This is a genomic window from Methanocorpusculum vombati, from assembly GCF_026891935.1.
GTDB lineage: Archaea > Halobacteriota > Methanomicrobia > Methanomicrobiales > Methanocorpusculaceae > Methanocorpusculum > Methanocorpusculum vombati.
The window spans coordinates 110,323-133,287 of record NZ_JAPTGC010000001.1 but is presented as its reverse complement, the minus strand read 5'-3'; the positions used below and the strand labels follow the sequence as shown (position 1 = coordinate 133,287).

Sequence of the window (22,965 nt, the reverse complement as noted above, 5' to 3'; positions counted from 1 at the left end):
GAAACACTTTACACCAAAAAACGGGATACAGATATAGGTGAAGCAGATGTTTCGCATCGGCGACTTTTCCAGACTCAGCAAAACAACGATCAAGACGCTTCGCTATTATGATGAAGAGGGACTCCTCAAACCACAAAGAGTTGACTTCGTCACCAACTACCGCTACTACACCACCGAACAGCTCGTGCAGCTCCACGACATTCAGTCGTTCCGGCAGGCCGGGCTGTCGGTTGCGGAGATCAAAGCGATCCGATCCGGCAGGGATGCCGCAGAGATTTTGCTGAGACGAAAGGCCGAACTCGAAACTGATCTTGCACACACACAACACCAGCTCTCCTGCATTGAGTTTATTCTTTCAGGAAGAGGCACGGAGTCTGCTATGACCTATTCGGCAATCATCAAAGAAATTCCGGAATACATCGTTTTCTCAAAGAAAGCCTGCATTCCGACCTACGAAACCTGTATGGAACTGTTTCCCGCAATTGGAAAAGCGGTGGCCGAGGCAAACCCGCATCTGAAGTGCGTGACACCTGACTACTGTTTCCGGGTCGACCTTGACCGGGAGTACCGGGACCACGACATCAACATTGAGTACTGTCAGGCTGTCGAAGAGAAGGGCGTTGATGTGGGTGACATCATCTTCAAAACCATTCCCGCAGTAACGGTCGTCTCGGTGATGCACAAGGGAGCATACGAACATCTCGGACAGGCGTATGCGTATGTGTTCAAGTGGATCGAGGAGAACGGATTTGAGACGACGGATGAACCGCCCCGCGAAAGCTACATCGACGGCATCTGGAACAAAGAGGACGTGGCGGACTGGCTTACGGAGATTCAGGTACCTATTCTGAAAAAATAATCCGGAACAGGTATCCCGAACCGCAGGAGGATGACCTCCTGACACAAAATTTCTGCGAAAAAAAGGCGAAGATGACGTTACGCCAGAGAAGTTCGGGCATAATCGGCAATGGCTGCGTACTTCATGCCGTCCTCCGCATATATTCTCGCTGCATGGATTACATCCTCTTCCACCCATCCGCGGCAGAGGTGTACATCGTTCCCGATGCGGGTACCGAAAACGACGCTGCCGCTCACATCAACTTTTCCACCGATACCGGAACCGGAAAACAGTTCTCCGGAGATCCGGTTCAGTTCAAGGGTCAGGGGACCGGACTTTTCAGTCTGGAGACCGGCCGCAGAGATTGTGTCTTCCTTTGATGCAGACCAGAACCCCGAAATATCCGGAAGACTGTCGGAGTCTGAGCTGTTGCCGTAGGTACGTATGGCTGAGACGATCTCAGTACCGGCAGCAGACTCCGAAACGCCGACCGTCCAGAAAGAGATGAGATCTCCGGCTATCTCGACATCCCAGAACTCTCCGTCCTCCATTACGACGAACGCTGATGCGGTCGGGCCGGAGACGGCATAGATGCCGCCGACAAAAGCATGCGGTACAATTGCACCCGCAATATCGATGTCCAGTACACCGGAGAACAGCGGGCCGGTCTGACGGGAAATATGCAGAGCCGGGCCCCGCAGAGGTTCTTCGCCGTCCGGTCCAATCTGCCGGGCGGACGCAACACTCCGCATACCGGTAATATCTGGATAGATTTTTGGAACAGCACCTGCTGTTGTAAGCTGGATGGCAGAAATGTAGTGATCGGCTACGTGATACGAGAGATCGATCACCGTACTTTCATTTCCGGCAAAGGATCCCATCAGAACCCGGCGGGAACTGTCGGAGGAGAGATCCATCTGGAATAATGAGCCGTTTTTATCAAAAACCATACCGACGATCTGCCGGCCCCCGGCTTTTCCGGCAAGAAGGCGTGACGTCTCCAAAACGTCAATGACAAGGGAGGACTTCAGTACTGCGGCGGAGGGAGAGTCGTCCTGCGGGAGACTGATGCAGGATATCTCACTCAGATTCCAGAGATATGCTGATGAATCCGGCAGTTCGTCCGGCTGTGTCACACATCCCGCACCGAACAGAACTGTCAGAATCACAAGACCGGTACCAACACAAAAAAGTAGATGAGACCTCATATGAGTATATTCCCCAGTTCCTCTATATAAAGTGTAGGTGACAGGAAAAATCGGAAAAAAACACCGGCAAAAAATGTTGGAAACAAAAAATACCATCGCCCTTATCAGCCGCACACACCGCAGCCGTGCCCCCTCAGAGGGGAGGCACGGGCGAGTGCATCGGAAATCAGAAATTTCGATTACCGTATCTCGTGAATAACCATACCCGACAGAAGTTTCGGCTCAAACCAGGTGGACTTCGGCGGCATAATCATCGCATTGTCCGCAACATCGATGACACCCTGGGCGGTCACCGGCTGCATGATGAATGCCGCCGAGTACTCGCCTGCATCAACCTCCTTCACAACATCTGCGAGCGGAACAATACCGCCGACGAAGGAAATTCGGGGATCGCCGCGGGGATCGATGATGCCGAGCATATCGTCCAGCACCGACTCCTGTAACACCGAGACGTCGAGTCTCGCAATCGCATCCGCCTTCGGGTCCACCGGGCGGGTCAGCTCATACCACTGGCTCTCCAGATACAGATGGATGATGTGGGTCGAACCATCCGTCTCCGCAAGGGGCGGGACGGTGTTCTTCGTTGTGTCCACTTTTTTGACCGGCGTCACCGTGAACCGCAGCGCGAGATCGCCGAGGAACTGATCGGCGTTCATACCGGCAAGGTCGCGGACCAGACGGTGGTAGCCGTAGATCCGTACCTTGTCGTGGGCAAACAGGACACTCATAAACCGCTCGGCATCCGGCGTACATCTGCCCTCCGCCTTCCGGCGGTCGTACACATTGGCCGAGGACTTGGCGCGGTGATGACCGTCGGCGATGTAGAGATTTTGGATCTCCGCAAACATCGTCTCCAGCTTTGCAATCTCTGCCGGATCGCTCACACGGTAAATCTGATGCAGATTACCGCCCGCGCTCCGGTACTCACCGAACGGCTGCATGGCATCCGCAAGGGCGGAGATGTGGGCATGAATGCTTCCCGGATCCTTGTAAAGCAGGAACACCTGACCGGTATGTGCCGAGACCGCATCGATGTGGCGGGTACGGTCCTCTTCCTTGTCGTAGCGGGTCAGTTCGTGCTTCTTGATCGTGTCGTCCTTGTACTCCGCAACACTCACGCAGGAGATGAGACCGGTAAACGTCTCACCGCCAAGGGTGATACGGTAGATGTAAAACGCCGGCTTATCATCGGAAACGAGAAGGCCGTCCGCCTTCATCTGCGCAAACATCTCGCGGGCACGTTCATAGATGCGATCATCATGCGGATCAATGTCCGGTAGTTCTGCATCGGTTCTGATGACGCGAAGAAGGGTTTTATCGTTCTTCGCAATCTCGGCGGCGGCATCCTCCGCACTGATAACGTCATACGGGACGGACGGAACAAACGAAAATGCCGCGTCCGACGGGTGAAGACCGGTAAACGGATATATAGTGACCATGAGATGAGGCTCCTCTATAATATAGTTCGATGACAATACTAAAATAACAATGGTAGTGGTGAACGGCGTCGGCGGGACAGCCGCCGGCTGTACTATCCGCAAGGCGACACTTGAGGACATTCCGGAGATTTACCGGATTGAACTGATGTGCTTTTCCGACCCCTGGGACTATAAGGGCATGATCGAGATGATGGGCGTGTTTCTGACCTCGTTCTATGTCGCAGAAGCGGACGGACGGATCGTCGGGTTTTCCGCAGGAGCCATTGAAGAGACGGACGAGGAGAAGTACGGGCATGTCTGCAACCTCGCGGTGGTTCCGGAACTGCGGGGATTTGGAATCGGCAGGCTTTTGCTCCGCAAACTGGAACGGGACTTTTTTCTGGACGGGTGCTGTGCGTGCAGTCTGGAGGTGCGGGTAAGCAACACGGCGGCGCACGGATTTTATGAGAGGATCGGTTACGAGGATGTTATTGTGTTCGGCGGGTACTATGAGGACGGTGAGGATGCAATTGTGATGATGCGGTGGTTCTGAGGCGCCGGGTTTTTTTTCTGGAAAAGATCACCGGATACCTTCCATACAACCTACGCAAACATCCTTTTGACCGGGAAACAGAGGTTTATCTCTTCCCGCATCAATAACTCGGTATGAAGTATGATCCGAAATCCCTAATCGGAACACCGGTCGATCTCGCCTCGCTCACGGAGTACCAGCCGGGATCGGTTGTTTCCCGGATGGTTATCAACAAGAAGGCAGGAACGGTCACGGCGTTTGCGTTTGAAGCAGGTGAAGGACTCTCCGAACACACCGCGCCGTACGATGCACTGGTGATCGTCCTTGAAGGCGAGGCGGACATTCCGGTCGGCGGCGTCCCCCATCACCTGAAAGCCGGACAGATGATCATCATGCCCGCAAACGTACCGCACGCGGTGCATCCGACGACCCGGTTCAAGATGATGCTGGTAATGATTCACGAATAAAGAATCAGCCATCTTCTCTTCGATCATCCGAAGGAGAACATCCGGACGGATATTGTTCCAGGACCGGGATAAACAACATTCGGTTAATTTTCCGGAAGAGTAATCTCACATTTTTATGGGAAGAGGCTGAATATATACCTCTAAGGAAAAATTTTCCATGCGACTGATAACCGTAGCAGGCCCGCCCTCATCAGGAAAAACATCGGTTATCCTGCGGCTTGCGGACGTCCTGCGTGAAAAAAACCAGAAGATAGGCGTCGTCAAGTTCGACTGTCTCACTTCCTTTGACCGCGAACGCTACACCGAGTACGGCATTCCGGTACAGGTTGGGTTTGCCGGAAAGTTCTGCCCTGACCACTTCTTCATCAGCAACATCGAAGACGCCGTCAGATGGGGCGTACGGGAAGGGTTTGACATCCTCATCACCGAAAGCGCCGGACTCTGCAACCGCTGTTCCCCGCACATCCGCGGAGTACTCGCAGTCTGCGTCATTGACAATCTCTCCGGCGTGCACACACCCCGGAAAATCGGGCCGATGCTGAAGTTCGCCGACATCGTGGTCGTCACCAAAGGCGACATCGTCTCCCAGGCGGAACGCGAGGTGTTCATGTTCAACATCCGGCAGGTCAACAGCAGCGCAAAAATCGTCTTCATCAACGGCATTACCGGACAGGGAGCGTTCATGCTCGGAAAACATGCAGAGTCCGCAGCAAATGTCACAAGTCTCCGCGGCTACAAACTCCGGTTCACCACCCCCTCCTCGGTCTGTTCCTACTGTACCGGAGAGACGCGGATCGGGGAAGAGTATCAGAACGGCATGCTGCGAAAGATGGAGTTCCCATGACCGATGATCTCTACGACCGTGTCGCAGGCCGGACACTGCGGGAACTGCTCGCCGAACATCCGGTTGCAGCAGACTTCTTCGTCAACTACAACCTGCAGAACCTCAGGGACGATCTGCCGCTCGCGGAAGCACTGGACTATGCCGATGAGAACACCCTCATCGATTTCGGGCTGGACAAGACCACGGTTCTTGATCAGCTTGTCCTGTTTCTCCGGACGGTCGCCGAGGAAAAACAGACCGCAGCGGTACAGGAGATCACTATCCTCGGAGGCCGGACAAAGTCCGGCGAGGCCGAGGAGTTCACACTCACCATTCAGCCGGGCGAGATTGTGAGCATTGTCGGACCGACCGGCTCCGGCAAGAGCAGGTTGCTCGCCGACATCGAGTGTCTCGCCCAGCGAGACACCCCGACAAAACGGCAGGTTCTCGTCAACGGCAGAGAACTTGCGGATGAGAAGCGGTTTGCCATGGACGGCAGACTCGTTGCCCAGCTGTCGCAGAACATGAACTTCGTGATGGATCTCAGTGTGGGCGAGTTTCTGGAGATGCACGCAAAAAGCCGTATGCATCCCGACCCGGCGAAGGTTGCGGCCGAATGTTTCGCCGCGGCAAATGATCTTGCCGGCGAGAAGTTCACGCCTCAGACCAAAGTCACCCAGCTCTCCGGCGGTCAGTCGCGGGCGCTGATGATCGCCGACACCGCCTGTATGAGTGCATCGCCGATTGTTTTGATCGATGAGATCGAGAACGCCGGCGTGGATCGCCGGCAGGCTGTCCGGATGCTTGCAAAGAATGAAAAAATTGTTCTCATCTCCACGCACGATCCGCTTCTTGCCTTAATGGCCGGGAAGCGGCTGGTGATCAAAAACGGCGGGGTGCACAAAATCATCGAGACAACACCGGAAGAACGGGAGAGCCTTGCACAGATTGAGCGGCTTGACACCACCATTCAGTCCATCCGCAACCGGCTGCGCAGCGGAGAAAAAATCACCCCCGATACCATCTGAGGAAAAAACCATGTGGGAAATTTATGATGCAGTTATTTCCGGGATCCCGGAAGAGTACACGGTTGACGATCTGATCCTCGGCGGCTACACGACGTATGTCAGAAGCGGCACGGGATCAGGGATTGCCGGAACAATTCCGGGCGACAGCCGCCCGGAGATGTTCCGGCGGGAACTCGGCATGCCGCTGCGCGAGCTTGCCGAAGCGGTGAAGTCCTGGAACTATGTGGAGTCCTCCATTGGTCTTGCGGCAATCAATGCCTACTACAACTGTCCGGAGGTTGCGGCAGCAAACGGCGTGGAGCTTGCCGGATCCCGCATTACCGAGGATCGAAAAAATGATCCGTTTATTATGTCCCAGAACCGGATCAAAAACAAAAAGGTCTGTGTGATCGGCCATTTCCCCCACCTGGAACAGTTGTTTGCCCCGGTCTGTGATCTTTCGATCATCGAGATGCCGCCGGGCGCAGACGACTATCCGGAACCTGCGAGCGATTATCTTGTGCCGGAAGCGGATTTTGTGTTCATCACCTGCGCAAGTATTGTGTACAAGACTCTGCCGCGCTACCTGACCCTCGCGGAAAATGCGGAGAATGTGGTCATTGTGGGTCCGTCAACACCACTCGCCCCGGCACTCTTCGACTTCGGTGTCGATGACCTCTCCTCGTTTGTGATCCGCGACGGCGATCATGCGAAGCGGATCGCCCAGGGACTGGACATGGACCGGATTTATGCAACCGGCCAGAAGGTCAGCTGGAAAAAACCGGCTGTGGAAAAATAATTTTTATTAACTATTTTTTCTGAGGATCAGAAGTGCCAAAGCCCCACCGGCCAGCGTAAGAACACTGCCGAACCCGGGAGCTTGCGGGGTTGCGGCCGCCGGACTTTCGGCAGACTCCGGATACAGGACTGCAACGAGTTCATCAAAGGCATCAACAATGCGGGGACCGCCGCGATCAAAGGTATCGGAATCCATGACATAGATGCGGTTGTTCTTCACGGCAGTCAGGGATGACAGACGCGGGTCGGTCATGAACGACTGCTTGAGAAGGTTTTCTCCTTTCTCCCCCATGCCGGCACCCGAATCAACAAGAATCACGTCCGGATCGGTGGTCAGCAGGTGTTCAAGGTTGATGATGCCCCAGCCGTCCACCTCGGGGAAGGCATTCGTTCCTCCGGCGAGCGTGATAAGTTCATCCTGAAACGTGTGGATGCCGGAGACCCAGTACGGATCGGTACTCATGAGATGCGTAACGGTCAGCGTTTCTGTTCCGGCAGTTTTCACTTTTTCCGCTGCGGCACGAAATCGCTGCTGCATGGAGGCAATGAGTTCCCCGGCAGCGGCAGACGTTCCGGTTGCCTCGCCCACGCGGCGGATGGAACTGAACGTTCCGTCAACACTATCCGGATTTAAGCAGAGAACGGTGTACCCGAGTTTCCGGAGATGGGCAATGTTGTCCTCGCCGTTCATGGCGTTTGCAAGGATGAGATCCGGATTTAGGGCAACGATCTTTTCGACGTTCGGGGAGGATACACCGCCGATGAGGGATTTGGTCTGCGCCGCAGCGGGATAGTTGCAGTACTCGGTGACGCCGGCAACTTTGTCGCCAAGACCGAGAGCAAACAGAATTTCCGTGTTGGACGGACCAAGGGATACGATGGTCTGCGGAGCGGCTGAGATCTCCGCGGTGTAACCGTAGTCGTCGGTGATGGTGACAGGCGTCCACTCGGCAGCTGCGGCGGTACCGCAGAGGAGAGCAAGGAGGAGGAGGATAGGGAGAAGATGTTTCATTACAATACATTCATTTCATTTGCATTATATTCAATTATTCTGTTCATGGAATGGCGATCTCTCCCGAGGAGATCGGGCTGCCGGTCCGGAGATCGTAGAACCGGTAGGTCAGATGACTGCCGGAGGAGACGTTGAAGGAGTCCCACGTGAGCGGTGAATCCTTTTCCGATTCAATATAGAACCGGTCTCCAAGTGAAATGGTTGCAAGACCCGAATAACTTTTCAGATGTGACGAGCCGCGAAGGGTGATGTACTGCGACGGGTACTCACGGATGCCGAGACGGAGTTCAACCTGATCCAGAACAAAGGCATCGCCTGCAATGTTTTCAAACGTGACGTTTTTGCCGCTGATACCGGACGCAATAATCGTGGCGCTCACCGGTTTTTCCGTGGTGCTGACGGCGCTGTTCATGGCAACCGCCACAAGACTGACCAGAATAAGGGTGATCGTCAGCAGCAGCAGAACGCCGACGACCTCGGAGACGGCGGAGTCGGATTTTGTCATGGTTTTTCCTCCAGAAGAATAGTGTCCTGATAGAGAATCGAGCTGGTCGGGAGATGATAGATGCGAAGCTCGGCCGGTGTGGATCGCTTGCAGTACTGCGCAAGATCCTCCGCGGAAATGTTCAGAAGGGAAGCGGTGGCTGTCCGGTTATCCGTGGTGAGGATCATACCCGCACGCCAGCTGCTGCCGTTGGTAAGAGCCGCAGCCGGGAAGGATGCTTCATGCGCATCAACGAACGTGGTAATTTTACAGTCGACGGCGGAAAGTACATCGCCGCCGCGGTGTTCAAAGACCAGCGAAAAGTTTTCGCCGCTGCCGGAACTGTATGCGGCAATCTCCACCGACGGGGAGTACTTCGGCGTCTGGGCAAGACCGCCGGCATAGGCGGCGAGAACCGCGGTAAAGATGATGACGAGCGTCAGAAGCAGCATGACGCCGACAACCGGAGACACAGCGGAGTCGCGGGTCATTCAACACTCACCTCAACCGAAAGCGTACTCAGGGTGAGGTTTGCCGGAGAAGGAAAATCCTTCAGAGTCTGAGAGTCGAGGGTCACCGTCATAACGTTTTCATAGAAGTGTCTGGTTTCAGCAGCGTTCAGCAGGATTTTTACCGTACCGGAGCCACTCATAAAATTTTTTTCCGCAACCGGCGTCATCGTCACAATCCGCATGGTGTAGTTCCCGTTCCCCTCCGGAATAACTGTCCCCATCTGCTTCAGCCACTGATTCTGCGTACTGTTTTCCCGATCAAGACCGAGCCGCACCGTGTACAGCGACAGAGCCGCGGGCGTCCGCTTCGCACCCTTCGTGATCCAGACAACACCGTTCCGATACGTGTAGCCCTGCAGCTCCCACGATGAGTACGACGGCGTGTAGGTGATGTTTGTCGTGTTGATCGGGATCTCATGTGAAATGCCGCCGGAAAGCGTAATATTCAGTGTCCCAATCCGGTTTTCCGCAAGCTCAATCGTGCCGCTTGACTTCACCGGACTTAAGAGAATGTCCCCGCCGCCGAGCGGCACCGGCTCGGAAAACTGTGCGGGCTTTCTCAGGCTGTAGAGATTGTCAACATCAGAGGACAGCCGCTGAAATGCATACTGCACCTCCTCACTGTGCAGAATTTCGGACTGCTGCTTGAGTCCCGGAACGTAGGTCGCCGAGTAGATCGCAATGCAGGTTGCAAGAATGGCTAAGACCAGCATCAGGGCAACCACTGTGGACACGGCTTCGTCGCAATCAGATTTCATTTCCGAAACTCCTTGGGAAAAATCACATTACGCGGAGTTGCAACCCGTATCTCATACGTTATTCCGGCAGTGAGATTCTCTGTTTTCACCGTAACATTTCCGCCGAGATCAAACACCTCAACAGGTTTTCCGGCATAATCAAACACCCCGTCAATGGTGAGAGGTATTCGGCTGCCGCCTTCTTTTGGAGTTGCCGTAATCGTCAGATCGTTTTTGTCCACCCAGTCACCGCCCTTGTGCCAGAAAATCAGATGCGTCGTATTGTTTTCCAGAGAAACAGTCGTCACCGTCTCCCGATCGCCCGGCAGGAGGTTGAACGCCGACGTTGCAAACAGCGACACCAAAATGATCACCAGCACCAGAATCAGCATCTCCCCCACAACCGAGGTGACGGCACTATCAGATGTATCGTAGTTCATGATTTTTTCCTCAGATGATAAAGATAAACATCGCAACTGTTGCAGCAAGAAGAATGATCGAGTGCTTCAGTCCGCAGAGAATACTGTTCGCCGACAGCTGGCCGGCCATAATACCGGAGAAGAAGGCGAGGATAATCCCGATATGGAACATATCGGTCTTGTTCGACGTCAGATCAAAACTGATATCATACGCCGAAAAACTGGAGATGAACGCCACGTTCATCTGGTAGGCAGAGTAGAGATAGATGCCGAACGACAGATAGATCACCGCCAGATACACGAAGGAAACATTCAGCCGCTTCGACTTCATCTTCAGATAATGCTCCAGATCCGCGATTGCAATCGTTAAGATCTCGCGAATGTAGTCGGTCACCTCGCTCGCCTTCACCAGAAGCGAAATGGCACGCTTCACCGACACAAGACCGATGCGTTCCTCCATCCGGACAAGCGCCCCGGAAAGGGACGAACCGTAACGGAGCTCCTCGGAGACCACTTTGACCTCGGAGGAGAGAACGCCCGTCTTGTTGCCGGAGATCATGAAGATTGCACCCTGCAGCGTCATGCCGATATCCCGCATATCCGCAATCTCCCGGAGAAACTCCGGCAGCTGGGTCTCCACCCGGTTCACATACCGGCGGCGAATCTCATATGCCGTCATCAGCGGGAACATCGCAGCAATTGCCATCACGCAGATGAGCGCCTGAAACGTAAACGTCGGAAAGACCGTCGCAAACGATCCGAGCAGATACGTGAGAAACACGAAACCCGCAAGAATACAGCCGATCACAAGGCCTATACTGTAATCGGAGATGAAAAATTTGATCGGATGTTTCACGATCTCAAGCAGCCGGAGAACCTGCTTGCGGCTGTTGAGCTGCTTGAGGAACGCGGCGTCCGGCTCGGTCTTCGTACCGGATGCAAGAATCTCGGATCCGTACTCGCTGTCGCGGACTTCCCGGCGGGCAATGTCGAGGTTGTCCGGCGGGAGAAGAATGTAGAGAATGAAGATGAGAACAACTGCCCCGAGCGGCAGACCGATGTACATCAGCGGCATGATGCCTTCCATCTGGCTCTGACCGGAAAGATTCTGGGCAACCAGCATGATGATAATCGCGATCGGTCCCGCAACAAACGCGGTGACGTAAATTTCTGCGATCATCTCCAGAAACTGGAGAAGAGCCTCCAGTTCCTGCCGGGCGAGCTCGCGGTACGACTCGGACTTTGCATTGAAGAAGTTGGTGAGGTTGCCGCCCGACCGGTAGACGAGCATGAGATCGTTTAAGAGTTCGCGGAAGTTCTCCGACGGCGTGACCGCAATGGTATTCTCCATTGCGGTCAGCAGATCCTCGCCGAACAGCTCAACGTCCCGGACGATTAAACCGCACTCCTTTGAGACCTCGCCGTAGAGATCCGCCGCGTCATAGACGCTGCGGAAGATGTCATACAGCGTAATCGTGGAGGACAGCGCCTGCATGTAGGTTATCGCATACGGCAGGTCCATCTCTATCTTGGTTTTTCTGCCCTGTGCCTCCAGCTGCGGATAGTAATACAAACAGACGAAGACGCCTGCCGGAATCAGGACGACGGCAAGAAGCATCGTCAGCCACTGCGGCAGAAACGGAATGAGGTCAAGACTGATGTCAAAGACGTAGAGAAGAACGCCGACCATCATCATGAGGAGAGCGGACAGTACCGTCAGAAGAATGGCCAGCATCATGTACTGATCGACCGGTACCGTGATGTGGGCCGAACGCAGGTATCCGGCCATCTGTCTGTTAAAGAGAAGCCGGTCGATGAAGCTGGTGTTTTCGGTCATCTGCCTTTCTGCTCCGCAATGATCGTTGCAAGAACTGCGGTCTCAACATCCGCGGGCGTGGTTCTGCCGGATGCAACCATCTCCTCCAGTGCGCGTCTGCGGACGGCGATCCTTTCCTCCAGCTGTTCCGCTGACCAGTTGTTCTGGTATGCGATGTTGTCAAAGACCGCAGAGGTTTCATAGGTTTTTACAAACTGGTCGGTCTTGTGATCCCAGGAGAACAGCGGCTGCCACCCGATATGATCGTCGCCGACCGAGATCTCATTGAGGGAGAGACAGCGGCGGAATCCTTTGCCCTCGCCGTACAGCAGGCTCTGCACAAGGATGAGGTTTAATGCGCCGAACATGGCTATTGGAACGTTGATCGGATTATGCGTCAGCCGGTTGATGGCTTCCTTGACGTTTCCGGCGTGCAGTGTTGAGTAGGTGGTGTGGCCGGTGTTCATCGCCTGAAAGAGGGTCTGGGCTTCTTCGCCGCGGACTTCACCGACGATGATGTACTCCGGCCGCTGCCGGAGTGCGGCTTTCAGGAGTGAGAACATGCTGATGTTGCCCATGCCGGAGGCATTGGCAACGCTTTCGCGGGTACGCATCGGCAGCCAGTTGGTATGCGGCAGCTGAATCTCACGGGTGTCTTCGATGGAGACGATCTTGGCGACCGAGGGAATGAAAAAGGACGCGGCGTTCATCGTCGAGGTCTTGCCGCTCGCCGTTCCGCCGGCGATGATCATGCTTTTGCGGTTCTCAACCGCAAGCCAGATGTGCGCCATGAGATCTGCACTGTAGGTGTTGGACGCAATCAGGTCAGCGGGTGTCATCGGGTCGGCTTTGAACTTGCGGATGGTGAAGGAACTTCCTTTGGAGGAGATGATGTCCGAGTAGGTCAGCTGTGCACGACTGCCGTCCGGCAGGGCGGCGTCGATTAAGGGCGTGGTCAGCGAAAGCTGTTTGTCGGCCTTCTGGGCAAGTTTCAGGACATACTTGTTCAGCTCAACCGCGTCAAAGGAGCAGTTGGTCTCAACATTGGCGAACCTGCGGTGATACAAAAAGATCGGAATGTCGGCGCCGTTACAGGTGATATCTTCGATCTTTTCGTCGTGCATCAGGGGGTCGAGCCGGCTGTAGCCGAGAAAGTTGCGGTTGAGGTAGTAGATGAGAACGCCGATGCGGTCTTCCGGGATCTCAGGATCGAAGGTGGTGATGGTCTCGCGGAGCATGGCAGGGTCAAGGCCGAACTCGCCGCGTTTGCGTACCGTGTCGTAGACGAGCATGGAACGCAGGTGCTCAAAGGTTTCTTCAAGCACGATGAACTCTTTTTCGCTGATCTTCGGCTCGATTACCTGATAGTGAATGTGGGAGACGTCGTCGCGGTAGATGTTGGTGTAGGCATACGGCGGCGTGAGCCAGTAACGGTCAAGTACTTCGTAGTTGGTTTCAAACGGCGGGAGTTCAAGAATCTGTGGCGGTTCGGCAAAGACAATCTTTTTTTCTGCGGATTTTTTTTCAAAAAGATTTCCCAGAGAAAATTTTTTTGCAATCTGTTCCTCCTGTTCTTCACGGGACAACTCTTCTTTTCCGAACGAGAAGAGTCCGCGAAGATTCTGTGCGGTGAATTTTTTTTCCGCCGGAGAATTTTTTTCAGCAGGGCCGGATGCTTTTCCGGCGGAAAAGATGTTGCGGAGACTGCGGCCGGACGTGTGTTTTTCCGCCGCAGGATCAGTGCCGGACTCTTTTTTGTTTGAAGCCCCCGGGATCTTCAGGTTCATCAGATGCCTCCGGTATAGACAGGAGCATGCTCTTTTCCGTGATACTGCAGCGTTATGTCAACTCCGGCATTCCTGACAAAGACGGCAATGACATAGCTTCCGGGTGAGAAGGGACCAACCGTCCGGTATTTGTCGGCGCCGTAGAGTCCCTGCCAGCCGAAGACTTTGATCAGATCCGCAGTGCCGGTTTGTTCGCTGTATGAGTAGACGGCAATTCGTACATCGCTGTACGGGGTCATGTCCTTTTTCGCGTCGTCGTCCATTTCGGTTATCTGATAGACAAGTCGCCACGGGACGGTGGCGTTGTGAACGGCAGTTCCCCACGGGGTGTAGAGTGTTGCAGGAACGTCTTCGACGGTGACGAACTGCTGATAGAGCTGCCATTTGTCCTGCATCTTCCATGCGGTGCCGCTCGGATACCAGCTGTCTGCGTAATAGGCGGAAACATTCTGCTGCCAGTCGCGGGGGGAGAAGGTGAGGTTGCCAGATTCTTTGAGAAGGAGTGTATCCGTGAGGTTGAGTGCCGGATATTTTCCATCGGACGGGGTGTAGTGTTTGCCGGTCCAGAAGGATGCGTCGGGAAAAATTTCCGGCGTGATGCCGTTGTAGGCCGCAACCGGAATGCCTTTGGTGCTGGTGTCCACTGTCCAGAAGGGAGCGACCGGCAGGGTTGTACTGGTGTTTGCAAGAGCTGCGGTATAGACCGGACGAAGTCTGTCGTCATCACTGATGAGGCCGAGAGCTACGGCGTCAGGGATAATAGAGAGACGGTCTTCGGTTGGCGGATACGAGAGAAGAGCACAGCCGTACCCGAGTTCTTTGAGGAGAGCGGCGGCAAGAATGGCATGGTCGGCGGAGTCACCGGTCTGTTCGGCAAGCATGACGGCAGGCGTCCGCGGGTAGGCGGAGGAGTGGCCGGTTTCTGCGTCGGTCTGATAGGGCACGGCCTGCGCGAAGGAGAGGACGAGACCGACAATGTCGGCGTCACCAGTGAAGCCCTGCAGGGTGGCGATGCGTTTTATCTGATCTGCAGCGTCCGCGATAACCCCTCCGTCACCGGCGGTGACAATGTAGTCGGTGAGATTTTCCGGGAGAAGCGTCCCGCTGATGCCGTACTGATACTTCTTGTAGATGTCTTTGGCAATGTAGACGTTTAGTGTATGGTCTGCGCCGTTGTACTGCCAGGTGTAGGATTTGTCACCCCATGGTCCGGTTTCCTCTTCGGTTGTTCCTCCGGGCAACGGAGTCGGGGCCGGTTCCGGCAGGAAGATCGCAGGTCCGCCGAAATATTTGAACGCGACCAGTGCCCCCATGACTGCAATGAGAACGATCATGGCGATGATGATCCAGGTGAAGAGTTTTTTGTCGAGCTTAAAGGTCATGGTCTACCGCCTCCGGATGCGGACTGCAAGCGTGCTGAGGGCAAGTCCGAGGATGACGAGGCCGAATCCGAATCCAGGAGCGGCGGCCAGAGTCGGAACCGGTGTCCATGCGGTTGCAGCCTGTGTCGGGGTTTTGAGCGGGGTTGCCTCTGTGGCTGGATAGGGATGTTCCGAGAACGCAGGATCGCGGGTCGGGACGGCGGTGGTTGCTGCGGCTTTTGCGTCTGCGGAAAGAATTTCAAAGCTGTAGCTTTGTTTGAAGTTGACGTCTTTGCAGGTGATCGTGGCTTCATACGTTCCGGGATACCAGCTGCTGGTATCAATCTCGTCGTAGCTGAAGGTACGGTAGCCGCGGAACGGGGTCGGCGAAGACGGGGTGGTGGTGTCCACCGGAATTTTCATCGCGGTGCTGGTGTCTGCGACGGTGTCCAGATCAAGGCGGCTGATGGTCAGCCAGAGGGTGTCTTTGGTCTCGGTTTTGTCCGCGGTTTTGTCGGAGGTCGCGAGATTGGTTTTTCCGGAGATTTTGAGTTTGTCACCGACCGCAACAGTTCCCAGCGTGTCAAAGGTGATCCAGGGGTCTTCAACGATGAACTGGGTCATGACGTAGAGATCGTCGGATTTGGGATCTTCAAACATTTTGGTGAGGGCATCGGCGGCGGCTTTCCCCTGCATGTAGGTGAAGTCGGACGAGGAACCGTAGGTTGTGGAGACCGTGGTAAGTGTGCCGCCGTTCAGCGCAGAACCGTCAGCATAGATGTCGAAGACGTTGTTGGGCCCCGGATGCTGATAGACGAGGTAGTAGGTTCCGGGAGAGAGGCCGTAGGTGAAGGTGCGGTTGTAGGTCATGCCGTATTCGCCCCACGGAGCTTCTTTTCCGATGCGGGAGTTGTCGGACGAACTGGATGAGGATGAACCTGAGGAGTCGGTGGTTCCTCCACCGTAGAGCGGGAAGTCTACCTCGCGGTCTGCATACCGGAAGTTTGTGCCGAAGATATACCAGCGGACTTCGCCGCCGGGATGGCCGGCACCGACGCCCGGACTGCCGCGGGCAATCCACCATGAGTACAGGATATCTCCTTTGGCAAAGTATCCGCCGGTTTTATCGGAGGATTTTACCTGGATACTTTGTTCGCTGATGGTGTAGTCATGGGACAAGGCGACATCGCCGTCGATGCCGGTTCCAGCACCGCCCGGTTTTCCGCTTTCCTTCTGACCGATGGGGTTGAGGTTTGCGTGGATGGTGTAGGAGCCGGGTTCAAATCCCCGTGTCTGCCAGTAGTACGCCCAGTATCCGAGATTGGAGCTGTAGGTGGTTACCGTGAAGGTGGAGGGATCGCCGTCAACTACTTCCTGACTAGGATATTCCAGAGAGGCGCCGTTCGCCGGAAGGTTCGGGCCGGTAATGTAGAGGTAGACGGGACAGATGTCAAGACCGCTGACCCGTCCGGTAAGGTAGATCTGATCACCGACGGCAAACTTTCCGGCCAGAACATCTGCGGGCGGTTCGTCAAAGTACAGGGTTACGACCGGCGGCTTTGCAACGGTGAAGGTTGCCGATACGCTGTAGATGGTGCTGACGGTGTACTCGCCGGTGATGACGTTGTCGGGGATTTTGATGAGAACGGTATATTTTCCGGTGTTGTCGGTTGTGACCGTGATGGACTGGTTGTTGATCACGGTGATCTTTCCGTCGTCCACGAAGTACGGGCGGTTGTCGCCGGCGGGGGCTATGACAAGCGGATATTCGGTTGCGGCGGTACCCGACAAAGTTACGGTGACCTGCCTGTCACTCTCCAGCCGGGAGGTATCGAGCGTGAGGGTTGGCCGAACTGATGTGAGGGTGATTGAACGCAGAACCTGCTGACCGGTCAGACCATTCAGATTTTTAATTTTGAATGCTATGGAGACTCCGGGGAGAGTTTGTCCCGGATCAATGGTTGGTACAAACACCTGATCCGAAAAATGAAAGGCGAAATCCTGATACTTCTGTGAAGGATCGTTGTGCTGCGTACTGCTGCTGAGACTGACCTGTGCACCGTTCTGGTTTCTGACCGTAGTACTTTTCAAACCACTCGGCATGGTGATCTCGTACTCAAACCAGTCGGTAAGCTGATTTGACTGGATATTCTGACCGGTCATATAAAAAATGACGCCGAGGTCTTTCGAGATATCTGAGCCGGTGATGGGAGAGCCGTTGGGATCATCTGCTGCAACCACGGCAATGGATCCGAGACTGAGCTGACGAACCCAGCATCCTTTCGTAGAAGAAATCGTTCCATCAGAGTACTTCGCGGAGTAGAATCCGTAATTTGTGACCTGAATTTGGGAGGCAATATTATTTGAAATCGGGATTACATCTTTTTGTGCGGAACTTTCAAGATACACCAGACCGATAAGCGTTTTTCCCGGCTCAGTAAGATCAGAAAAATTTAGCTGGGTCTCGCCAACATAGATGAAGTCCCCGTTGGTAATTCCTGCGTTCATTCCTTCCGGGGTAGTGTATCGCGCGGCTGCTCCTCCGGTAAGGAGGCTACAAAGCAGGATGGCAAGCAGGCTGATGATAAGGATCTTTTTTGGGTTCATGTACCGGGTCTCCGGATATGTACTGACGGATATTGAGGCAAAATACTGGTAATTTTATGCGAAAGAGAGAGCAGGATGCCCGATTCCGCATATCCCAATATTTTGTGATTATTACTAACTTTTACTTTAGTTACATATACATGTTTTGCTATTATCACGGAAAACAGGATGAGCCCGGCATCAGCAAAAGATGCAGTGAACCCCCGGATTCCAGCGGTAAATCGCAGTCCGGCGTGCAATAGAAATTTTTTACCGGATGGGAAGAAATTCTGCGGAACGGCATCAATGATCCTGTGAGAGGACAACATGATGTACGGGATGCTGAACGGCGATGTGCTGTTGGAATGTCGGGAGTTGGGTATCATGATCAGACCGGTTTCAGGAAAAAAAGATTTTTGTTTTCCCTCACGCGGTGATGGTGACTTTTGCCCGTGCAATGATACTGCCAGCGGGATCGACCATGTCCAGATAGAAGTACTTGCCGACATTTTCCGGATTGCAGAATGCATATGCTCCGAAATACTCAGACTTTCCACTTCCATCCCAGAGAATCTGTGCGTTGGCATTGACTCCCGGACTTGGACCCTGCCAGCCGGCAGTTGTACTGTAGTCCACACAGTTTTCATGGGCAACATGCAGAGAGTCTCCGGATACAAGAGCTGCGGTTGTGTAGAATCCGCTTGTTGCATTCAGAATCGGTTTGCCATTCGGGTTGAGAATGATTGATTTGTCAATTGTCCACGCAAATTTGTTGGCATCCGCCCCAAACAGCTCGGACGGGGTGGTTATGAAGGCAATATCAGCAAGAGCTACCGGATCTCCGCCTGCATGGGTGATGGTAAGACCACCAGACTGGCTGTAGATTCCCTTCAGTGCCAGTTGAGGCGGGGTTGACTGGGAGTCCGCAAGTCCCGAAGCGAAGCTGCTCACCAGTGCGGCAATGATGATCGTAACCACGAGCATCAGCATGACACCGACGACCGGTGATACGGCATCACTGGATTTTTTTTCTGTTTTCATGTTAGCTCACCACCACATTCTTTTCATAAATTGTCTGACCGCTTGGCATGTGGATCAGTTTCACGTTTACCGTATCACCAGTACGCAGATACTCCCAGTTTTTACCGAGAACAGCCTGCATGCCGTCAACCTTGCTGTTCTCAGCGTAGGTCCATGCACCAGAGTAGTAATACTGCTTTGTAGTTCCGTAACCGTCACCACCGGTAGTAGTAATGAATCCGCCGCTTTGTCCGGCCGGCCATGCCGTCATGACAGTACCGCCGAGGAGAGTATAGTTACCAAACTGCTGCTGTTTGTTGTTCGGTTTTCCCGAGTTCGGTGCCTGTATACCATTGCCGTACCCCCAAGGGGCTGTCATTCCTTCAAATCCACCGCCGGACGTCCATCCAAAAACGTTGCCTGCGGAAGTAACAGCTGTACCGCCGACAGTGAGATTGCCGTCAATGATGTCAGCATCACTTTTTGGATGAGTACCGACAACCGTTTTGTTGGTTACGGTCCAGCTGGTAACAAGTTTCAGATCTTTGGTTGCGATCGGTTCGCTGACCGACAGGACTTTGGCTTCAAAAACGCTGGAAGCATAATATCCGGTGTTTTTAATGGTAACATCCATTGTCAGTGTCGGAGCTTTTTCAGTACTGTTGATAAGACCCCCGGCATACATGCTGACAACAGCTGCAATGATGATAGTGATGACAAGCATCAGCATCACCCCCACGACCGGCGATACTGCATCATTTTTTCGTGTTGTGTTTGTTCTGCGCTGCATAATTTCACACTTCGTGTACTCCATCGGTAAGAAAGGGAGTAACAGAAGAATATGGATCAACACGACATTTAAATTAATATTATAATGTTTACTGTTTGTAAAAGTAAACATATTTACATTGATGATCGAGTTCAGTTAGTCAAATTACTAATTTTCCCGGTACGCGCGAAATATTTGCAATGTTTTCAGAAAAATGCAAGTAAATTGAATATAACAGATTAAATTTACAAAAATATCACATGTAGAAAAATACCTGGTACAGAGGAACGAAGGAGGTCAGGATTTTCCGGCAGATGGCCGGAAACGATCGGCATCAATGAGGAATGCGGGCTTCGATTGTAAATACACGCAATATTTCCGAGAAATGTAGGAGCTTTTCAACGACCCGAGCCTTTCCTCCCGGAGAACGAGCTTCTAATGCCGTCTATCGGGCTTTGTTAAACCCGTTCCATGTAACTATTGACTGTCTTGAGTTTTTTGAGGTCGCGGCTGAGAAGTGAGGAAAACACCCGCAGTAATTCCGGGACATACGCATTCCGGCACCGGGATCCTTTATTGCAATGCAGATACAACTCGCAGAATTTGCTCCAAATAGGCAAAACAAACCTGATTCGCGACTTATTTTTATAGCAGCCGGTACATATCACACAATACCAAATTTATTTCACTACCTACAAGTGATTTGCTTAATTTGGGTGGAGCATGTGAACTATGAAAAAAATTACGCCGCCGAGAAACCATCGTCCGAAAAACCAGGACGCGGTATCGCCGGTCGTGGGGGTGATGCTGATGCTTGTCGTCACCATCATTATCGCAGCTGTGGTCAGCAGTTTTGCGAGCGGACTTGGGACTACAAGTGAAGCGGCACCAGCTGTTTCCCTTGGAATCTCCATCTCTTCTTCCAATGTTGGAGATTCCGCGAAGTATGTCACAATCGATCATCTGGGGGGAGAGACGCTAAACACGAAAGATCTCCAGATTATCAGTACGTATACCGTCCCGGGAAACGTCATGAAACAGGTAGTATCCAATGCGGAAAAAGTTATCAAACATACGATTGACGGTTCCATGGATCCCATTCCGGAGAATGACCTGAACAACGATACCGGGCTCGGCTATCCGTGGATTCCGCAGAAAACCAACAATGATGACATCGTTTCCAAACGAACGGCAGACGGAACCTTTGGAACAGCAGTACTCATTTCCGGAAGCAGTCTCAGGTTTGATCGATCCTATTTCCTTGGTTTTGACACGGAAGACGAAGATGTTCTCAAAGACTACGGATTTGCAACCGGCACCAAAACGCACGTAACGATTGTCCATCTGCCAAGCGGAAAAACCATTTACGACAGGGACGTGGTGATTGCATGAAAACGGTACAAAAGAACATCCGGGATGATGCGGTATCGCCGGTTGTCGGTGTCATGCTGATGATCGTCGTGGTTGTCATCATCGCAGCGGTTGTCAGCATGTTTGCAACCGGTATGCTTTCCGACACCAAATCAGCCCCGTCTGTTCAGATTGGCTATGTCGGAGTGATGGATGGAGAACTGGGAGAGGCATCCAAGATCGGTCTGGTCTTTCAGAATCTCGGCGGAGACAATTTCCGGCTTGATGCAATCAGTCTCATACTCAAAAGCGACGATGACGAGGCATCCATCTCCTACAATGATCTGCCTTCCGAGGGGATCATCAATGCGGGAGCAAATGCAACAACATCGGTACTCAAATCCGATCCATACAAGGCCTACCGGTTCTCGAAGCTTCCTGCACGGGTGAACGGTGAAGGGCTAATAACCGAAGCATCAACTCAGGTAAGGGCTGGATCAAACCTCCTGATCGAACCCGGAGAACGGTTCATCATTCTTGCAGACACCTACCTGGCGGATGAAAAGACCGGTACGGGAAAGGTCTACTACGTTGCCGAACGCGGCAGCTCCGGGAATCCGTACTCCGCGGGATGGTTCTCGGTCAGTACCAAAACGACGTACTCGATCGTCGATGAAAACTCTGGTGCGGTGATTGCATCAGGAAAACTTGTGGGAAGTGTCATATGAAACAAACACACAGTAGAAAAACCTGTGCAGACTCCGGAAAAGAGTCTGCTGTATCGCCGGTTATCGGCGTCATGCTGATGCTCGTGGTTACGATCATCATTGCCGCATTCGTCTCGGTTTTTGCCGGAAACACGTTCGGAGCAACCGAAGTCGCACCAACAGCCTCGCTGGATGTCAGCATCATCTCCAATGGCGGTGACAACAAAGATCAGTACGTGATGCTGATCAAACATCTCGGCGGCGACAGTATCGCTTCGGGGGATATGCAGCTCGTCTGTTACTACACGACAGCGAACGGCAACATGCTTGGAGGAACGGTTTCCACAATCAGCCCTGCCATCAAAATAGGAGAGACTAATACAAAAATCCCGTATCTGAATGACCTGAGTATCGGTGCTCCGGGAAGCAAGGGAACCAATCTCGGCGAGTTCACCATGACCTCAGGCGACGTACTCAGTACCGGAAACAACCTCGGAACGGCCATGGCTGTTTTTGGAGAAGTTTCGACAAAGACAGATGAACAGATTAAGCAGCTCTATAGAGACAACGGATTTAAGAAAGGTTCCATTGTAGAAGTCGAAATTATCCATACACCGAGCCAGAAGAGCGTGTACAAAGGAAAGGTGACGGTAGAATGACAAAAACAAAAAGAGAAGACGGAGTATCACCGGTCGTCGGTGTCATGCTGATGCTGGTCGTGACTATCATCATTGCAGCAATGGCTGCCTCGTTTGCAGGCGGTCTGAGTGCAAACGAAAAGGTTGCGCCGCAGTCAACATTCTCGGTTGATTATACCGCAAAGATCACGGATACGGACAAGACAAACGACATCCCAAACAATCCTTCCAAGAACAATGGTCTGACCTTCCGTCTGGTAAGCGGTGATGTGGTCGCGATGAAGGATATCGCAATTCAATTACAGAACGGTGATAAGAACATACAGTTTAGCATGGACACTTCTCTGAACACTACAAATGCAGCAGTGGACGAGACAAAACTGGATCTTCTCATCAACAATGCAGGAAACAAAACCTACTTTGCGGTATCGAAAGGGATGAAAAACATGTCCGAAGTTGTCTCAACCGGCGACTCCATCACACTCCTTGCCGACAACAGCTATGACAGTACTCTTGCGACTGACGTTGGCATTGAGAAGGGAAGATTCCTTACCTGGTCCCCCGAAGGTTCGTCCGGAACATTCAAGGTTCAGACAAACGTGCCGTTTGAGTACACCATCTTCGACACCGTCAGCAGGAAGCCTATCCAGACCGGAACGATAACCATCCGATAACG

23 protein-coding genes are annotated in these 22,965 nt (G+C 53.2%); 10 read left to right on the top strand and 13 right to left on the bottom strand.

Annotated elements, in window-relative coordinates:
- Positions 1-46: 46 nt before the first annotated feature.
- Positions 47-859 carry a MerR family transcriptional regulator gene (locus O0S09_RS00675; RefSeq protein WP_268921951.1) on the top strand — a complete coding sequence of 271 codons (813 nt, stop codon included), beginning with the start codon at positions 47-49 and terminating at the stop codon, positions 857-859.
- A gap of 77 nt (positions 860-936) precedes the next feature.
- Here the strand turns inward: O0S09_RS00675 and O0S09_RS00670 are convergent, their stop codons facing one another.
- Together O0S09_RS00670 and O0S09_RS00665 are read right to left on the bottom strand one after the other, a co-directional pair.
- Positions 937-2,046 (bottom strand): hypothetical protein, encoded by a 1,110-nt coding sequence (locus tag O0S09_RS00670; protein WP_268921949.1) that lies wholly within the window; start codon positions 2,044-2,046, stop codon positions 937-939.
- A 179-nt stretch (positions 2,047-2,225) separates the two neighbouring features.
- On the bottom strand, positions 2,226-3,485 hold the full coding sequence (locus O0S09_RS00665) for a DUF1015 domain-containing protein (protein ID WP_268921948.1): 1,260 nt from the start codon (positions 3,483-3,485) through the stop codon (positions 2,226-2,228).
- Between the two features lie 49 nt (positions 3,486-3,534).
- Between O0S09_RS00665 and rimI the strand changes: the two genes are divergently transcribed.
- From rimI to O0S09_RS00640, 5 genes are all read left to right on the top strand, one after another.
- Positions 3,535-4,017, top strand: a complete 483-nt coding sequence (gene rimI, locus O0S09_RS00660) for a ribosomal protein S18-alanine N-acetyltransferase (RefSeq protein WP_268921947.1) — start codon at positions 3,535-3,537, stop codon at positions 4,015-4,017.
- Positions 4,018-4,130: 113 nt separating this feature from the next.
- A complete protein-coding gene (locus tag O0S09_RS00655; RefSeq protein WP_268921946.1) occupies positions 4,131-4,463 on the top strand; it encodes a cupin domain-containing protein in 333 nt (110 codons plus the stop codon).
- Positions 4,464-4,620: 157 nt separating this feature from the next.
- Positions 4,621-5,307, top strand: a complete 687-nt coding sequence (locus O0S09_RS00650) for a GTP-binding protein (RefSeq protein ID WP_268921944.1) — start codon at positions 4,621-4,623, stop codon at positions 5,305-5,307.
- Positions 5,304-6,314, top strand: a complete 1,011-nt coding sequence (locus O0S09_RS00645; protein ID WP_268921943.1) for an ATP-binding cassette domain-containing protein — start codon at positions 5,304-5,306, stop codon at positions 6,312-6,314. The genes O0S09_RS00650 and O0S09_RS00645 overlap by 4 nt, the downstream gene beginning before the upstream one ends.
- 10 nt (positions 6,315-6,324) lie before the next feature.
- The gene (locus O0S09_RS00640; RefSeq protein WP_268921942.1) at positions 6,325-7,092 is read left to right on the top strand and encodes a DUF364 domain-containing protein; all 768 of its coding nucleotides are present in this window, start codon (positions 6,325-6,327) and stop codon (positions 7,090-7,092) included.
- Positions 7,093-7,098: 6 nt separating this feature from the next.
- Here O0S09_RS00640 and O0S09_RS00635 read toward each other — a convergent pair whose 3' ends face one another.
- The 11 genes from O0S09_RS00635 to O0S09_RS00585 form a co-directional block, all read right to left on the bottom strand.
- Complete coding sequence (locus tag O0S09_RS00635; protein WP_268921941.1) at positions 7,099-8,103, bottom strand: ABC transporter substrate-binding protein; 1,005 nt, start codon at positions 8,101-8,103, stop codon at positions 7,099-7,101.
- Positions 8,104-8,146: 43 nt separating this feature from the next.
- A complete protein-coding gene (locus O0S09_RS00630) occupies positions 8,147-8,608 on the bottom strand; it encodes a type IV pilin domain-containing protein (RefSeq protein ID WP_268921940.1) in 462 nt (153 codons plus the stop codon).
- Positions 8,605-9,078: a type IV pilin N-terminal domain-containing protein gene (locus tag O0S09_RS00625; RefSeq protein WP_268921939.1), complete on the bottom strand. Its 474-nt coding sequence runs from the start codon at positions 9,076-9,078 to the stop codon at positions 8,605-8,607. The genes O0S09_RS00630 and O0S09_RS00625 overlap by 4 nt, the downstream gene beginning before the upstream one ends.
- On the bottom strand, positions 9,075-9,857 hold the full coding sequence (locus O0S09_RS00620) for a hypothetical protein (protein WP_268921938.1): 783 nt from the start codon (positions 9,855-9,857) through the stop codon (positions 9,075-9,077). The genes O0S09_RS00625 and O0S09_RS00620 overlap by 4 nt, the downstream gene beginning before the upstream one ends.
- Positions 9,854-10,276, bottom strand: a complete 423-nt coding sequence (locus O0S09_RS00615) for a type IV pilin N-terminal domain-containing protein (RefSeq protein ID WP_268921937.1) — start codon at positions 10,274-10,276, stop codon at positions 9,854-9,856. The genes O0S09_RS00620 and O0S09_RS00615 overlap by 4 nt, the downstream gene beginning before the upstream one ends.
- Positions 10,277-10,286: 10 nt before the next feature.
- Entirely contained in the window at positions 10,287-12,092 is a 1,806-nt protein-coding gene (locus O0S09_RS00610) for a type II secretion system F family protein (RefSeq protein ID WP_268921936.1), read from the bottom strand.
- Complete coding sequence (locus tag O0S09_RS00605; protein ID WP_268921935.1) at positions 12,089-13,858, bottom strand: type II/IV secretion system ATPase subunit; 1,770 nt, start codon at positions 13,856-13,858, stop codon at positions 12,089-12,091. Before O0S09_RS00605 ends, O0S09_RS00610 begins: the two co-directional genes overlap by 4 nt.
- On the bottom strand, positions 13,858-15,240 hold the full coding sequence (locus O0S09_RS00600) for a hypothetical protein (RefSeq protein ID WP_268921934.1): 1,383 nt from the start codon (positions 15,238-15,240) through the stop codon (positions 13,858-13,860). The genes O0S09_RS00605 and O0S09_RS00600 overlap by 1 nt, the downstream gene beginning before the upstream one ends.
- Before the next feature lie 3 nt (positions 15,241-15,243).
- Positions 15,244-17,826: a hypothetical protein gene (locus O0S09_RS00595; RefSeq protein WP_268921933.1), complete on the bottom strand. Its 2,583-nt coding sequence runs from the start codon at positions 17,824-17,826 to the stop codon at positions 15,244-15,246.
- A gap of 405 nt (positions 17,827-18,231) precedes the next feature.
- The gene (locus O0S09_RS00590) at positions 18,232-18,846 is read right to left on the bottom strand and encodes a type IV pilin N-terminal domain-containing protein (protein ID WP_268921932.1); all 615 of its coding nucleotides are present in this window, start codon (positions 18,844-18,846) and stop codon (positions 18,232-18,234) included.
- A gap of 1 nt (position 18,847) precedes the next feature.
- Complete coding sequence (locus tag O0S09_RS00585) at positions 18,848-19,615, bottom strand: type IV pilin N-terminal domain-containing protein (RefSeq protein WP_268921931.1); 768 nt, start codon at positions 19,613-19,615, stop codon at positions 18,848-18,850.
- Between the two features lie 711 nt (positions 19,616-20,326).
- Between O0S09_RS00585 and O0S09_RS00580 the strand changes: the two genes are divergently transcribed.
- The 4 genes from O0S09_RS00580 to O0S09_RS00565 are packed head-to-tail and all read left to right on the top strand — an operon-like array spanning position 20,327 to position 22,963.
- Positions 20,327-20,986, top strand: a complete 660-nt coding sequence (locus tag O0S09_RS00580; RefSeq protein ID WP_268921930.1) for a type IV pilin N-terminal domain-containing protein — start codon at positions 20,327-20,329, stop codon at positions 20,984-20,986.
- On the top strand, positions 20,983-21,672 hold the full coding sequence (locus tag O0S09_RS00575) for a type IV pilin domain-containing protein (RefSeq protein ID WP_268921929.1): 690 nt from the start codon (positions 20,983-20,985) through the stop codon (positions 21,670-21,672). The genes O0S09_RS00580 and O0S09_RS00575 overlap by 4 nt, the downstream gene beginning before the upstream one ends.
- The gene (locus O0S09_RS00570; protein ID WP_268921928.1) at positions 21,669-22,310 is read left to right on the top strand and encodes a type IV pilin N-terminal domain-containing protein; all 642 of its coding nucleotides are present in this window, start codon (positions 21,669-21,671) and stop codon (positions 22,308-22,310) included. Before O0S09_RS00575 ends, O0S09_RS00570 begins: the two co-directional genes overlap by 4 nt.
- Positions 22,307-22,963, top strand: a complete 657-nt coding sequence (locus tag O0S09_RS00565; protein WP_268921927.1) for a type IV pilin N-terminal domain-containing protein — start codon at positions 22,307-22,309, stop codon at positions 22,961-22,963. The genes O0S09_RS00570 and O0S09_RS00565 overlap by 4 nt, the downstream gene beginning before the upstream one ends.
- Positions 22,964-22,965: the final 2 nt, after the last annotated feature.